This is a genomic window from Paenibacillus sp. FSL R5-0912 (assembly GCF_000758605.1).
GTDB lineage: Bacteria > Bacillota > Bacilli > Paenibacillales > Paenibacillaceae > Paenibacillus_AQ.
In genome coordinates this window covers 3,616,401-3,630,820 of the sequence record NZ_CP009282.1, presented here as the reverse complement: position 1 = coordinate 3,630,820, position 14,420 = coordinate 3,616,401, and the positions used below count along the sequence as shown (strand labels likewise).

Below are 14,420 nucleotides of genomic sequence, written 5' to 3'. Positions count from 1 at the left end.
TTTATGATATAGATAAGTTTAATGCAAGAAATCTGCAAAAAACGGGAAGGAATGAGTCTGAATCCGGAACCCGAATCGTCAGATATCCCAGAATAGGGCGTGAAGCAAACGTGACCACTGTAGGCATTATAGCCGAATATAACCCTTTACATAACGGGCATGTCCACCATTTCAGCGAGGCCAAAAGAATCTCCGGAGCCGAAAGCTCCATCGTCATCATGAGCGGCCCGTTCACCCAGCGCGGCGAGCCGGCGGCGGTCAGCAAGCGTGCCCGCACCGAGATGGCGCTGCATATGGGCGCCGACCTCGTGATTGAGCTGCCGGTGGCTTATGCCGTACAGCCGGCGGAATGGTTCGCCTTCGGAGCGGTATTCCTGCTGGAGGCTACCGGCGTCGTGGACAGCCTGTGCTTTGGCTCCGAAGCCGGCACTTTGGGCGCGCTGCTGCCCTTGGCCGGATTCCTGGCCGAGGAGAGCAGCGCGCTTAAGGACGAGATCCGCGCGCGCATGGCACAAGGTGCGGGATTCCCCGCCGCATACAGCGCAGCTGCGGCGGCAGCCTGGGGGGAGACTCCCGCCGGGAACGGGAGTCCCCTTGATGCCGAGGCGCTGCTGCGGCAGCCGAACAACAGCCTCGGCCTGCACTACCTGATCGCGCTGCAGCGGCTCGGCAGCGCGATCAGGCCCTTCACCGTGCCGCGGACCGGCGCGGGCTTCCACGACCCGCTGCAGGGCGGGTCGTCCATTGCCAGTGCGACAGCAATCCGCAGGCTGCTGCGGGAAGGCGGCTCTCCGGCGGCATACATGCCGGAGTATAGCGTGTCCATCCTGGAGAGAGAGCATGCAGCGGGCCGGGGGCCGGTTACGCTCGAGGACTTCCAGACTCCGCTGCGCCACGTGCTCTCCACACACTCAGCCGCTGAGCTGCGAACGGTGCAGGATATGAATGAAGGGCTGGAGAACCGGATACTCCGCATCCTTCCCCAGCTCGGCAGGTTCACGGTCGCCGGTCTTCTGCAGGAGCTGAAGAGCAGACGTTACACCCATACACGGCTGCAGCGTCTGCTGCTTCATACCTTGCTGAATCACAGCAAAGAAGAAATGACCCCGGCCGCACTGGCCCAGGGTCCGGGTTATATCCGGGTTCTTGGCTTCCGGGAGAGCGGCCGCAGGCTGCTGAAGCAAATGAAGCAGCGCGCGGCACTTCCGGTGGTCACAAGCCCTGCCCGCTTCTCCCATCCTATGCTGGAGCGGGATCTGCAGGCGGCAGCTGTGTTCGCCGCTGCTTATGCCGATCCCGCACGAAATGATCTGTACAGCGATTATCTGGAGCCGCCGGTCAGGATTTGATGACCGGCTGTTCTTCCATATATTTCAGCGCATTAGACAGAGTCGATACCGGAATCAGCTTCATGTCCGTGCCGATCTGGTCAGCTTTTGCCTTGGCTTCCTCATAGTTTTTGACTGGAACGAAGAAGAATTCGGCACCTTTGCGGTCAGCAGCCACAATCTTATGCTTCACTCCGCCGATCGCTCCCACATTTCCCTCAGCATCAATTGTACCTGTACCCGCTACCCGGTGGCCCTTGGTCAAATCTCCCGGAGTGAGCCGGTTATAGATTTCCATGGTGAACATCAATCCTGCGGAAGGTCCTCCTACATTCGTATCCACAAAACTGACGCCTTTCCCCTCTTCTTTAGGCTGTACCTTCTGAACAGCTCCGATAACAACCCCGAAGCCAGGCCGTCCGGCCGAGGTTTCTTTATCCTTAACCTCCACCAGCTTCACCTGCTCGGAAATTTCCTTGCCTCCACGCTGCAGGACTACCTCAACGGTATCGCCGATTTTGTATGCAGACAGCAAGGCAGACAGAGCCGCCGGATCAGCTGCGTGCTGTCCTTTTACACTGATAATCTTGTCGCCCGGCTTAAATTGGCCCTGATTGGTTGCGTCCGGCACTGAGAACACGTACAAATAATCCACAACATCCTCATACGGCACTTTGGCAGCATGATAAGCGGCCTGTACAGCATAAGACTGTGAACTGTTCATATAAAAGACCTGCTCAGCCGCGTATTCCTGCTCCGTCTTATCCTGCAGGCGGGTCTCTTTCAGGACAACCTCCGCATTCGAGTTAAATACGGAGGCGACCAGAAGCGCCACATTGGCATAACTGGCAGATACGGTAGTCATCATGAACATGCCCTGCTCCGCGGGATCAGCATTCTCCACCTTGATCATCGGGGCTACCTCGGAGGCGCTTCCCGGCTGATACACAATATACGGAGTATTCATAAAGACAGCAACATAGAGAATGACCACAAATGTAAATAAGTAGGCTGTGGCGCGGATACCCACACGGCGTTTCTGTTGCCTCAAGTCTCTTCCCCTTCTTTCCCGCGGCATGCAGCCCCGGCATTGGAATGTGCTGCCAGGAGCCGGGAGCTTCTCTCCGGCTGTGGCATGATGGTTGTCTCCCCTGCATAAATTGATAACAAGCTCTGCCCATGTCCTAAGCTATGAAGAGGTGATGCTACTAATGATTAACTTTACAATACGGCGGTTCTTCCGGGGTTCGGCTCCATTCCTATCAGGGGCGGCTGCGATCCTGCTCGCAATAGCGATCGTCTTGGCACCGGAATCCTCATTTAAGGCTTCCCTTGCGGGACTGAAGCTCTGGTGGTCCCTTGTCTTCCCGGCACTGCTGCCATTCCTGATCCTGTCAGAGATGCTGACCGCTTCAGGGTTCGTGCATGGCATTGGCGTCCTGCTGGAGCCGCTGATGAAACGCCTGTTCCGGCTTCCCGGAGCAGGCGGCTGGACGCTTGTGCTCGGAATCACCGCCGGCTTCCCGGCCGGAGCCGGAGCGGTGATGCAGCTGCATAAGCAGGGGGACATCACGGACAAGGATGCCGGACGGCTGGCCTCCATGGTCCATTATGCCAGCCCGGTTACACTGCTTATAGTCGTCGGCACCGCTTTTCTGCACAGTCCGGCAGCCGGATACGCCCTGCTTGCCATTCACTGGCTCTCAGGCCTTGCCGCCGGATGGCTATCCGCTCTCTTCAGCGGAACGCGGAAGAGTAGCGGGGCCGCCGCCACTGTCAGCAGACTGCCAGGCAGCGGCCCGCACGCCAAAAAAGCATCCTTGCCCGGGCGAATCCATCAGGCGGCACTGGATGCCCGCGCGAGAGACGGACGGGGCTTCGGCAAAGTGCTGGGCGAATCTGTATCCGCCGCTGTCCAGAATCTGATGATCGTAGGCGGCTATATGATCATGTTCGCAGTAGTTATTAACATCATCACCAGGCTGCTGCCGCAGCTCCCGTCTCCGCTGGCTGCCGGAGTGCTAGAGATTCACCTAGGTGCCCATGCGGTAACCTCAGATTCGGCCAGCCCTGGAGGGTTCTTGTCCGGCAGTCTTCTCGGTCCCGCTTTGCTGTCAGCTCTGCTTGCCTGGAGCGGAATCTGCGCCCAGCTTCAGGCGCTGACTTTGCTTAAACCGGCGAATGTCCGCTTTCTCCCGTTTGCTGCAGTTCGGTTATTGCATGGACTAACCGCCTTTGCATTAACCCTACTGCTCTGGAAGCCGCTCGTAAATATCCGCGCCGCTGTACTTCCGGTCTTCACCAGTACCGGTTCAGACAGTCTGGAAACCGGTTTAGGCTCTGCAACCGGAATATGGGGCTTGTTCCCTCAGATTCTTAGTCTGCAGGGACTAATACTCCTGCTCCTGCTAAGCTTATCAGTAGCTCTAAAGCTTTTTACTTGGCGCCGCCATCCATCCGTTTGAACTTAAGCTTCATGGCCTGTTCCACTTCAGGCGTTACAAAATCCGAGACGTTCCCGCCAAAGTGGGCAATTTCCTTAACCACACTTGAGCTAAGATAGGAATATCTCGGATTGGTCATCATAAATATCGTTTCTGCTTCGGGATCCAGATTATGATTAATCGATGCATTCTGCAGCTCATACTCAAAGTCGGTGACCGTACGGATACCCCGTACAATCACCTGTGCATCCTTTTGCCGGACATAATTAACGAGCAGATCACGGAAGCTGTCGATCTCTACATTCGGGATGTCCGCTGTAGCCTGGCGCAGAAGCTCTGTACGCTCCTCGACTGAAAATAACGGATTCTTGCTTAAATTGTTCAGCACCGCCACAATCAGCCTGTCGAACTGTTTCGCTGCACGGTGAATAATATCCATATGTCCCAGGGTTACCGGATCAAAGGTTCCGGGATAGATTGCCACACGCTCTTTTCTAATTTGCAGACTCATCATTAACCTCCTCGCCACTGACGGCAACTTCCGGCAGAGCAGCTTCATACTGATAGATTGAGATCGTAGTCTCTCCATATACGGATTGCCGTGTCCTGCTGAATCCCGGTATATTCTCCGGATATTCATAACCCGATTCATGCTCAAGCACAATTACGGCATCAGGCTTCAGCAGATTCTTGGCTGCCATCGTCATCATAAGCTCATCCCCGTGCTTCAGACGATACGGTGGGTCCAGAAAAACAAGATCAAACGCTCTCCCCCGCTTCTCCAGCGCAGCCAGTGCCCTTCCGGCATCATTGCGGTAGACTTCGGCCTGCGACTCCACCTTGGCTGCCTTTAGATTCGCCCGCACAGTGTCGAGCGCCTTCTGCTCCATATCCACAAATACGGCGGCTTCCATCCCTCTGCTCAAGGCCTCAATCCCAAGCCCTCCGGTACCGGCATACAGATCCAGTGCCGTTCCGCCTTCAAAATAAGGCCCGATCATACTGAATAAGGCTTCCTTCACTTTATCGGTTGTAGGCCGGGTGCCATTGCCTGGAACACTCTTAAGCGGCCTGCCCTTTGCAGTGCCCGATATTACTCTCACCGATCATCCACCTGCTTTTATGTCTCTATTTATTATGCCGTTTCAGGGCACAAGTCCAAGCCTATAGTACCACAATTATTCCGTGAAATAAAAAGATTGTCCGACTTTGTCACAATGCGCAGTTCAGAAGTTTTGGAGAATGGATGTATAAAAGTCCGGCAACCGGGCCATCATGTAACTATCGACATCGCAAAATGTCGTAGACAACCGCGGAGCAGGCTTACGTTTCCCCATAAGCTCTTCGTCCGGTTTCTCCTCTCCCATGAAAGAGGCTCCCGAAAGGGAGCCTCGATTTTTTGTGTTGGGAAACCTATAAGAAAAGCCCGGCACCATGCAGTGCCGGACTAAGCAATTTATTTAATTCGTTTAATGAGAGCCTCTTGCTCAATCGAGCGTGCCGACAGCAGTTCGATGATCCGATGCTGATTCTCCAGAATGGACTCCATCCGGATCACCCGTTCATTCGTATCCAATACCGCACGTTTAATCAATTCCTGATCCTGCTTCAATATTTGCACATCTTGCTTCAGCGTCTGTTGATCCTGCTTCACTAATTGAACTTCCTGCTTCAAGCCGGTCTGTTCAGTCTCAATCCGTTCCAAGCGCTCATTCACAGGCTCTAATTCTTCACGAATGACGGATCTTAACAACATTGCCAGATCATTATCCATGCATCCCGCTCCTTAAAACTTAATAAATAGATTGTACCAGAACCAAGCTTCTTATTCTACCTGCTCTGCTTCAAAATCCATCGCCCCATATCTTTAATCACCTGGGCATCGACCATACCGGGGACATTGTATTCATCCGGTGTTCCTGCCCCCGCTCCGTCATAATCAACGAAGAAATGATTCAGGCCCGGATACAGCTTGAACTCTGCCAAGCTATTATTCTTCAGAACATCCTTCCAGAGCGGATAATCCACGTCCGCATAGACCTGGAAATCATCGCTTCCCTGCAACACAAGCACAGGTTTCGTAAGCTTCCGGCCCAGCTCGGCGGTACTGTGCTGATCCATTTCCTTGAAGTAATACGCCGCTGCACCAAACACAGCCGGAGCAGCTTTGGCCTGCTCTTCTGTCAGTGCCGACAGCGCCTTGGCTTTGGCCAGCTCCGCATTCACGCCGGCAGCGGCTTCTGCCTTAGCAGGAATAGCATCATCCAGCCTGGAGATCACTCTCATATTCTGGTCGTAGATAATCTCCCACAAGCTTCGCGGTGAGCCGGCAAGCAGGATTAACCCGGCGAAGTTGCCGCCATCCGCATCAATTCTCGGGCCCAGCATCCCGCCCAGGCTGTGCCCGGCAAGATATACCTGCACAGCATCCATACGCTTGTCCTGCTTAAGCAGAGCTGCCGCTGCAATGGCATCTTCAACCGTTTCTTCCTTAACGGTAACCGATGCGGCGGCACTTCCCATGAATTCCTGCGGATAGCTGTAGCCCCGCTTGTCATAACGCAGAACTGCAATTCCCTGTTCTGCAAGACCATACGCTATATCACGGAAGGGCTTGTACGCATATGCTGCTTCATTAAGATCAGAAATACCTGAACCGTGCACCAGTACTACAGAAGGCAAAGGCTTCCCGGTTGCTTTGGGGAGAGTCAGAATGCCCTTAAGCGGATGTGAGGTCCCTGCTCCTACTGTAACTGCTTCTTCGGTAACACCTGCCGGCAGAGCCAGCTCCGGCGCTGCTTGCGGATCTTCGTACGGAGTAAACCACAGCCCCTGAATCTGGCCGCTGCTGTTGACTGTAAACTTCACCGTGAGCTTTCCATGTGCAAATACAGCGATACCGGACAGAGAATACCGCCCATTGTCACGGCTGCTTTTCAGCGAATCGACCTTACCATACTCTCCATAAGCAGCAGTAAAGCTCTCCCAGACCTGTTGAAGTTTAAGACTCGACAAGTTTTTCCTCACCTCTGTGCTGAAGAACCGGTCTGATAATGCTTCATACTGGCCGGAAGCAAGCAGCTTCATTACTGACTCGGTGTAATTCTGCGGTGTGCTTATTTCTGCCTGGCCAGAGCCCGGACCGGGCTTAGTAATATAGCCGATCTCGTCCAGTAGCGGCAACGGTACATAAATTCGATTGTTCTTCAGAACAGCTGCACCTTCAATGGTAAGTGTATCCTTTCCATTTAAGATAAACTGACCGCCTTCCAGCTTCATCAAGAGCTCTGTACCGCTGAGCTTGATTTGCAGACTGGAGCTCTCTTTTATGTAAGCCGTCTCAAACCCCAAAGCTTCCCCTGCCTGACGGACAGGCACCATGATCATTGTACCCTCCAGATATGGCGCCTCGGCTACGGGGAACTTCAATACTTCACCGTTCACACTCAGAGTTACTTTGTTATCCGCTGCCTGCGCTACCCGCGGTGTGACAAATCCCGCTGATAACAGCAGAGAGCAGGCCAGCATGGACAACAAGAATCGTTTGGGTCTTCTCATTGATTACAACTCCCTTCAATACTCACATCCTTTTGTTTATACGGAGCATTTGGCAGATAGTTACATAATCCCAAATTTATTTCCCGCCATTCAAGTCCTGTGATAACCGCACCATATCCCTGCAATGTATGCCATTTTCGTATATAATCTCCGCGTAATGTCTGGTGAAAAAATCAAAATCTACGCCAACGATCCGAAAGCCGCATTTTTGATATAACGCCAGCTGCACCACGCTTGAATTCCCCGTTCCCAGTTCAATAGTTGTATAGCCCGTTTGCCTCGCCGTCTCAATGGCGCGCTGCACCAACATCTTGCCGATCCCTTGACCCTGATGCTCTTCAGCAACCGCCACATTCACCAGCTCGGCTGTATCCGGCCGGGTAGGCAGCAGCACATACACACCCAATACCTCCTCATCCTGGACGGCAATATAGCAGTCGCCTCTTTTGAGGTAGTCCTTCACCAATGATTCGGACGGATCTGCGGACAGCAGCAAATCCATCGGCGGCAATTCGCCGGTCAGCAATTTTCTGATATCCATACAAGCCCCCTTGTGCTGAAACATCAAATTCTGTATCTCAGTCAGCGTAAATTCAAATTCTGCCCGATTCTTTCAGTAGAATAAAATCATGGCCGCGGCGGGTCAGCTTCATTCCGGCAGTCCGGACAGTTACAGTGCCATTGCCGGCTCTCAGGAAGCTCACATTATCCACCATCCGGCTGTCCACAAGCTCCTCCATAATATCGGCATACTCTGCGGCCTCCAGCCCCATTTCATCCTGACCGACCGGCTTGCCCAATTCAATCCGCTTAAGTATGGCATAGACCAATTCCTTCTCTTCCATGAAGCACCTCTTTCATCACTGCATTGATTGCCATGAAGACAATGACTACTATTATCGCATATTCCTGCCAGACATAGCTAATCAGAAAAAAAGCGCAGTCCCAAGGCCTTTGCCCAGGACTGCGCTGATTGACGTTAAGGTCTAGTAGAAGCAGGCACTCAGAATAATAACCAGCAGGATATAAAGTACCAGAATCGCACCGGTTGAAGTCCAAGGACTTACCGGAACCACATTAACGCCGCCTACATTACCACCGTATCCGCAATCTGCACCCATGAGATTACCTCCTTCAAAATGATGACTACAGAACAGAATATGAGCAGAATGCCTTAACAGATTGGGCGAAACGGTCAAAATTTGGGGGTATGTACAAGGGCATCCTGCCCGGTCAACCGAACCGGACAGGATGCATGAATCTAAGGATTAATCGGAAACCAGAATTCCGTCAAAGCTCTCAGGACCTACACGAACCGTACCGAGAAGGCTAGAGGAGATAAATGCAGTATAAGTCAGCTGTGGAGTGATCGGAGGAGTGAAATCATCCGCAGAGAAGGTGATAACCTGTGGAGCCAGCACACTAAGGCTGAAAGTAGAGGTAGCGGAGTACACTAAAGGATCCGTGGGCAACGTTCCTCTAACGATTGAAATAGTAATCCCAACGAGTGCAAGCGGAAGCTGTACACTTACAGTACCCTTCATTATGACTCGTGGGTTAGTGGTTACACCCTCTGTGATAATACCAATCTGCCCGAACAGCTGCGGAGTATCAACCACCAGAATCGGTATTGCAATAGAGTTGGCAGTACTGGCATTCTGCGAAGTTCTTCCATCAACATAAGTTCCCATATCAAGCACCTCCTTTCTTCATATATGTGTATTAACAAGTCCCCAGAATTGCTTGGATATAACGCCAATGCACATCTCCCCATATTACGAGCAACCTGCTTAATCTTCCTTGGTGGTCCCTCCACGCTTGTTAAAGGCCAGTTCAAACAATCCAGTTGCCGACAATCCCGCAAGCCCGCCTGCCCATAAACGCAGAATAAGGTTCATGTCTGTAAAAGGATAGGCTACAGCTCCGACCAGCAGACCAATTCCCAGTCCCACTGCGGGAACAACGTTGCGCGGAAGGTTCACACTGTTCTTCACCAGTTGAACCAGCGCCATCACAAAGACGGCCAACAGCGACGCAAACGCCAGCACATTGTTAAGCGCATCGTAATACATAAGGTCTACACCTCCTTCCTGGTAACCAGCAGTCCGGCCCTGTTCAACACCGTCAATATCCGGTAGAAATCATAGCTTCCTCCTGTAGGGGAATCGAGCAGTCCCGCTGCTACCGCTGCCTGAACCGCCGGCTCTGCCCAGGCAGGTGTGCTTACTGCAGCACGGCCTTCTATTGCGGTAAGCCGTTCTGCTACTCCTTTAATTGACTGTCCCTGTTCCAGAACACCCGTTTTGAGCGTATCCCGGCTTACGGTAAGTCCTGCCAGCAATCCCCGCATCTCCTGAAGCTCCGTTTCCAAAGCCGCAAGCCTTTGTTTATCTTCAATCGACATCTCCTCATCCTCCTTCAGCTCATCATATTGATACAAGTTATATGCATCCATAATCTGAATCAGCTTTGACGCGTAGTTCGGATCGGTCGCGTACCCAGCAGCGGCGATCTCCCTGGAAGCCGTTCTGCCGTCCGCTCCAATCACCTTGCTGTATAAGGCCCGGTTCCAGGATACGCCCTGGGCAATCAGGGCAGAGTGGTCAGCCACAGATTCGCCCCAGTTATTGTAGGCCCTGAAAAGCGCAGATACCTGCACAGCTTGGCCGTTCCTATATTCCGTAGTCCGGATTGACAAGCTTCCGGCGGGGCCGCTGCCTTTGATGCCAAACAGGTTATTCGCCTTTACAGTCAGACTGCTGTTCCCCCAGCCGGATTCCAGCGCGGCCTGGGCAATTGTCAGGGAAGCCGCAATATGACTGCGGTGCATATCAGCCACGGCAAAGGAGACCATTCGGTTGATAAACTCAGAATCCGTCATTTCATCACATCCCTTCCTACTATATTAAATGCTCGTTCAGTTATGCTGCCTGTGCTTATCCCTGATACTTCAGGGTCATTTATGCAAAAAGCGCCAGAGCTCCCGCTCCGGCGCTTCTTTAAGTTATTCGTCTAGTTAGCTTCAGCTAAAATACGCTGAGGATAATAACCAGCAAGATAAACAGTACCAAAATGGTAGCAGCAGACGTTCCAATACAGCCATAGCCGTAACCAGCCACATTCTCTCCCATTGCAATTCCTCCCTCAGCCTGTGCCGTCGTTTATGTCTTTCCTTAGCATCATATGCCTGAGGTCCTGAAAAAACCGGGCTAATGCATAATATGGTAATTATAAGCAAAAAAAGTATTGTGAAATCTTCCATCGTAGCGTAAACTAGTAATAATTAACTATATCGGAGGGACTAATTTACTATGCCGTCATATTATTTTAAGGAGTTCTGGACACCGCTTAGTTGGATAGGTATTAAGTTTTTCCGTGATGACGAAGGATTTCTGTGGATTAAATGGTGGTCTAAGCCACGCAAGAGATTACGCTGAATTCGTTAGATACATATTTGCATATAGTTCTCTATAACTAGAATGCCGAATAACCTCTCTCCGTCATTTGACGGAGAGAGGTTATTCGCTGCGTATATGAACTTGCGCTGGATCACTTAAGAAGCCGCTTCGAAGGTAATCCGGTTCTTTCCGCTCCGCTTGGAAATGTATAACGCTTCATCCGCCAGCCGCAGGGTTTCAACGATGTCGCTGCCCCCGTCCGGTGTCCATACTGCCGCGCCTACACTACAGCCGACATGCAGATTCTCACCTCTGATCACAATAGGCAAATTGATTTTACTGATAATCCGTGAAGCCACAATTTCTGCCTCCTTCATAGGTTTACCGGCAGAAGTATTAAGAATAATGACGAACTCATCGCCGCCCAGCCGGACTACGATTTCATTATCACGTGTACAATCCACCAGTCTGAAGGCTACCTCCTGCAGCAAAGCGTCGCCGATTGCATGGCCGCAGGTATCATTTATTTTTTTGAAGCCGTCCAGATCAAGGTATAAGAAACTAAGCGTTGTGCGGCTCTGCTTGGTTTTGCTGACCGCATGGGCCAGAAATTCATCCAGTGCTGCCCGGTTGGGCAAGCCCGTAAGCTTGTCATGCAGCGCCATATCCGACATATAGCTCAGCTTGTTCTCTGTTTTGGTCAGATTATTCACCAGGTTGCGCAGTGACGCAGACAGAATCGCTACATCTTTGAACCGGGTCGAAGATGGAATCTCCACATCAGCGCCGGAGCTGAGCAGGTCGGCTGTACGGGTAATGTTCCTCAGTGGACGGCTGATCCATCCGGCCAGCAGCCATCCGATAACCGCGAAGACAACTGCGGTGATCAGTCCGCTGATCAGAATGAAGCGCTCAAGCTGATGCACCGAGGCAAAAGCAATATCCGCAGGCTGGCGGATAATAACCGACCAGCCCAGCCCGGGGTAATTCAGATAGCCGTCTCCGTATGCGTAGCCGGTCAGATAGGAGTCCTGATTCCGCTCCTGTTCAATAATCCATGAGCTATTTCCGCTACGGGCTTTTTGCAGCACTTCTTGCGGCATTCTTTTGCCGACAAGCGCTTCAGGACCCAGAAGGATTGTGTCATCTTTCCTGCTGACTACAAACACTTCCACGCCCTTCAGGCGCTCCTTAAGCGGAGTCACAATGGAAGCCTCGACTTCACGCGACCACTCCCAGCTGAGGTGTGCGGCCAGTACACCGCTTGTCCGGCCTTGCTTGTCAATAACCGGCACGCTAACATCCACAAACTGTAAGGCTTCGCCGGTAGGATTGGGAAGCAGCTTGGAGAGCAGCACCGCATCATGGACATCACCGGTAAAGGTCCCCTTCAGGCCTTCCTGAAACACCGGCCTCTGGCTAACATTCGTACCCTGGAGAATATGATCTGTGGAAGAAAGGACATTCCCTTTATTATCGAGGAAACCCACCCAGGTGAACACCGGCAGACTCTTCTTCAGCTGATGAAGCAATCCGCTGATCTCTGAGGAGTCAACCGGCTCCTGAAACGCATTAAGCTTGCTGAGTACCTCGACTTCTCCGGAACGTGACCACATGAAATGATCAAGCTTCTCAGACATTTGGTAGGCTTCTTCTGCCAGAGAGCTGCCAATGCTGATCTCTACGGACTGAGTAGACCGGTGGCCGATAACATAGCTGAGCAACGCCGTTAATAGGATAATAATGACCGCAAAAGCCGTTGCAAATAACGTACGCAGATTTAAAGACATTCACATTCTCCTCTTCGGAAGACCTTTTCGTAGCACCGACCGCCGAGGTTGCCTGGAAGCACACTCAATGTCGAAAAGCGTCGATAATTATTTATCGGAAGGAATCAGGGGAAATATAATACAGCTACCGGCAGACTTTCCGATTTCCTTAATTTAGCTCATATGTTGTATCAATATTGTGCGGAGTTGGGCGGATGATAGTGTTTACTTTGTGGCATTATAGTATAATCTGCTCTGTAGCACATGCCACCTTAAGGAGTGATTGATGATGACAGAACAATTTGAAATGTATGATGATCCGTTCAAAATGCTTATTCTGCTGGCAACGCTTATATCGGAGAAACAGGGGACCGAGCTGAAATTTGAGCATGTCCCTTCTTATGAGAATGAGGTTTTTGCCATTGAACACCAGAGATTCCTCTATAAAAAAGACGGCACGGAAATTACCTGGTTTGAGTTCCTTGGCAGAGATATTGCCTCTTCCAGCGATCTGACCCGTTCCCAGTACAACAAAATGTTCGTAGATTGCATGGCTTCACTCTATAGCCTCTAATTCTTCACCAGGTTACATAAAGCAGCCCCAACAAAAACTGCAGCCCTGCCGTCCCGTTCCGGGGCGGCAGTTCCTTTGTTGCTTCACCTATGCAGGTGTATAGGGAATAACCGGCCAGCCCCTCCGGTTATCCGACCTTGGCTCCCATCGAGCGCGCCAGCAGCACAGCCTGCTCCACATCCAGCCTTACCCCTTTAAGATCAAGACTCTTCAGGTCTATCCCCTCAAGCTTGGCACCCTGCAGATCCGCCCCTGCAAGCTGGCACTGCGCAAGCTGTACACGGCTTAAGTCGGCACCGCGCAGGTCCGCTTTTTGCAAATTGCAGCCCTGCATATCCGCCTCGGCGAACCGGATGCCCCGCAGATCCTGCCTGCTGAGATTCAGATGGCGCAGATTCGTATAAGCCCAGTCCCCTCCGGTGAGAGTAATCCCATCCATATAGGCATTCGCAAAATCGGAACCAATCATCTTGCAATTCTCAAACTTCGACACAAACAGATTCGCCCCGGTAAACTTGCAATTGGTAAAAGCCCCGTCTCGATGCAGTGAAGCATTAAGCAGCGCACCGGTAAAATCACAGTCCACAAAACGGCAGCCGGTGGAGGTCATTTCTTCCATGGAAGCCCCTCTGAACGAGCAGTGTTCAAAGGTACAACCATTTATTTCTCCATCCTGCATATTGGCATAATCAAAGTTATGATTCTGAAAGGTTTCATTGTGGTATTGATACATAATGTTTTGACCCCTCTTCCTATGGGTATTGATTCTAAAGTTCTGAATACCGGATAATAATTTATTTTTAAATATACTACTTTAGGAGATTGTCCAAGTGTAGCCGTTTCGATATAATAGCAAATAAACTCGCGGAGGTAAATGATGGATGACTCCAGCAGAAAAGAACCGTTCCGTTATGTTATGAACCAGCCCATCGATTGCTGGCTTGAAATCCCGGCCAGTAATAACGGGCCCGGAGCCGGTAAATTGACGGAAGGCATCCTGCTAGACCTTAGCCGTTCCGGCTGTAAGGTACGTACTTCTCTGAACCTCCGTTTTACTGCAGGTGATACGAAGCTGATTATACATTTCCAGCTGGCGGAAGAGAAGCTTCAGTATGAAGGAAGTGTCCGCTGGGGCTGGATGTTCGGCCTTGGACAATTCCAGTACGGGGTAAGGCTTGATCTGCAGGAAGCCGAAGAAGAACAGCTGCTGCGGGAGCTGGAGATCTGGACCCACGGCAGAAGGGCTCAAGGATTGTAACTGTAATTTGCACAAAAACGAAAGCAAGGCTGACATCGTCAGCCTTGCTTTCTTGTTGAATGGACATATGCTCAGGGCAGCTCCCTACACG

18 protein-coding genes are annotated in these 14,420 nt (G+C 51.7%); 4 read left to right on the top strand and 14 right to left on the bottom strand.

Translation table 11 applies throughout. The annotated features are described in order from the left end of the window. Nucleotides 1-110: 110 nt before the first annotated feature. Nucleotides 111-1,349 carry a nucleotidyltransferase gene (locus R50912_RS15330; RefSeq protein ID WP_042236110.1) on the top strand — a complete coding sequence of 413 codons (1,239 nt, stop codon included), beginning with the start codon at nt 111-113 and terminating at the stop codon, nt 1,347-1,349. Here R50912_RS15330 and R50912_RS15325 read toward each other — a convergent pair. Continuing rightward, nucleotides 1,339-2,379 (bottom strand): YlbL family protein, encoded by a 1,041-nt coding sequence (locus R50912_RS15325; RefSeq protein ID WP_052416365.1) that lies wholly within the window; start codon nt 2,377-2,379, stop codon nt 1,339-1,341. The genes R50912_RS15330 and R50912_RS15325 overlap by 11 nt on opposite strands. A 160-nt stretch (nt 2,380-2,539) precedes the next feature. Between R50912_RS15325 and R50912_RS15320 the strand changes: the two genes are divergently transcribed. Continuing rightward, nucleotides 2,540-3,793, top strand: a complete 1,254-nt coding sequence (locus R50912_RS15320) for a nucleoside recognition domain-containing protein (protein WP_042236108.1) — start codon at nt 2,540-2,542, stop codon at nt 3,791-3,793. Here R50912_RS15320 and coaD read toward each other — a convergent pair. The 12 genes from coaD to R50912_RS15270 form a co-directional block, all read right to left on the bottom strand. After that, on the bottom strand, nt 3,765-4,283 hold the full coding sequence (coaD, locus tag R50912_RS15315; protein ID WP_156123140.1) for a pantetheine-phosphate adenylyltransferase: 519 nt from the start codon (nt 4,281-4,283) through the stop codon (nt 3,765-3,767). The genes R50912_RS15320 and coaD overlap by 29 nt on opposite strands. Further along, the gene (rsmD, locus tag R50912_RS15310) at nt 4,267-4,875 is read right to left on the bottom strand and encodes a 16S rRNA (guanine(966)-N(2))-methyltransferase RsmD (protein WP_042236104.1); all 609 of its coding nucleotides are present in this window, start codon (nt 4,873-4,875) and stop codon (nt 4,267-4,269) included. The genes coaD and rsmD overlap by 17 nt, the downstream gene beginning before the upstream one ends. Nucleotides 4,876-5,228: 353 nt before the next feature. After that, nucleotides 5,229-5,546 (bottom strand): hypothetical protein, encoded by a 318-nt coding sequence (locus tag R50912_RS15305; protein WP_042236102.1) that lies wholly within the window; start codon nt 5,544-5,546, stop codon nt 5,229-5,231. Between the two features lie 56 nt (nt 5,547-5,602). Next, nucleotides 5,603-7,330, bottom strand: a complete 1,728-nt coding sequence (locus tag R50912_RS34210) for an alpha/beta fold hydrolase (RefSeq protein WP_081956511.1) — start codon at nt 7,328-7,330, stop codon at nt 5,603-5,605. Nucleotides 7,331-7,406: 76 nt separating this feature from the next. Beyond that, entirely contained in the window at nt 7,407-7,871 is a 465-nt protein-coding gene (locus tag R50912_RS15295) for a GNAT family N-acetyltransferase (protein WP_042236100.1), read from the bottom strand. 52 nt (nt 7,872-7,923) lie between these two features. Continuing rightward, complete coding sequence (locus tag R50912_RS15290) at nt 7,924-8,175, bottom strand: hypothetical protein (RefSeq protein ID WP_042236099.1); 252 nt, start codon at nt 8,173-8,175, stop codon at nt 7,924-7,926. Between the two features lie 141 nt (nt 8,176-8,316). Continuing rightward, a complete protein-coding gene (locus R50912_RS34980; RefSeq protein ID WP_099052468.1) occupies nt 8,317-8,451 on the bottom strand; it encodes a sporulation protein YjcZ in 135 nt (44 codons plus the stop codon). Between the two features lie 147 nt (nt 8,452-8,598). After that, complete coding sequence (locus tag R50912_RS15285; protein ID WP_042236096.1) at nt 8,599-9,021, bottom strand: hypothetical protein; 423 nt, start codon at nt 9,019-9,021, stop codon at nt 8,599-8,601. A 99-nt stretch (nt 9,022-9,120) separates the two neighbouring features. Continuing rightward, a complete protein-coding gene (locus R50912_RS15280; RefSeq protein WP_042236095.1) occupies nt 9,121-9,402 on the bottom strand; it encodes a holin in 282 nt (93 codons plus the stop codon). Nucleotides 9,403-9,407: 5 nt separating this feature from the next. Further along, nucleotides 9,408-10,211 carry a glycoside hydrolase family 73 protein gene (locus R50912_RS15275; RefSeq protein WP_042236093.1) on the bottom strand — a complete coding sequence of 268 codons (804 nt, stop codon included), beginning with the start codon at nt 10,209-10,211 and terminating at the stop codon, nt 9,408-9,410. A 145-nt stretch (nt 10,212-10,356) separates the two neighbouring features. Continuing rightward, entirely contained in the window at nt 10,357-10,461 is a 105-nt protein-coding gene (locus tag R50912_RS35600) for a sporulation protein YjcZ (RefSeq protein WP_197073088.1), read from the bottom strand. Nucleotides 10,462-10,883: 422 nt separating this feature from the next. Next, entirely contained in the window at nt 10,884-12,518 is a 1,635-nt protein-coding gene (locus tag R50912_RS15270; RefSeq protein ID WP_042236091.1) for a sensor domain-containing diguanylate cyclase, read from the bottom strand. A 265-nt stretch (nt 12,519-12,783) separates the two neighbouring features. Here R50912_RS15270 and R50912_RS15265 point away from each other — a divergent pair, with 265 nt between their 5' ends. Further along, on the top strand, nt 12,784-13,071 hold the full coding sequence (locus tag R50912_RS15265; RefSeq protein ID WP_231637862.1) for a hypothetical protein: 288 nt from the start codon (nt 12,784-12,786) through the stop codon (nt 13,069-13,071). A 127-nt stretch (nt 13,072-13,198) separates the two neighbouring features. Here R50912_RS15265 and R50912_RS15260 read toward each other — a convergent pair whose 3' ends face one another. Further along, nucleotides 13,199-13,804, bottom strand: a complete 606-nt coding sequence (locus R50912_RS15260) for a pentapeptide repeat-containing protein (protein WP_042236088.1) — start codon at nt 13,802-13,804, stop codon at nt 13,199-13,201. Nucleotides 13,805-13,948: 144 nt separating this feature from the next. Here R50912_RS15260 and R50912_RS15255 point away from each other — a divergent pair, with 144 nt between their 5' ends. Further along, the gene (locus R50912_RS15255) at nt 13,949-14,329 is read left to right on the top strand and encodes a PilZ domain-containing protein (protein WP_039306017.1); all 381 of its coding nucleotides are present in this window, start codon (nt 13,949-13,951) and stop codon (nt 14,327-14,329) included. Nucleotides 14,330-14,420: the final 91 nt, after the last annotated feature.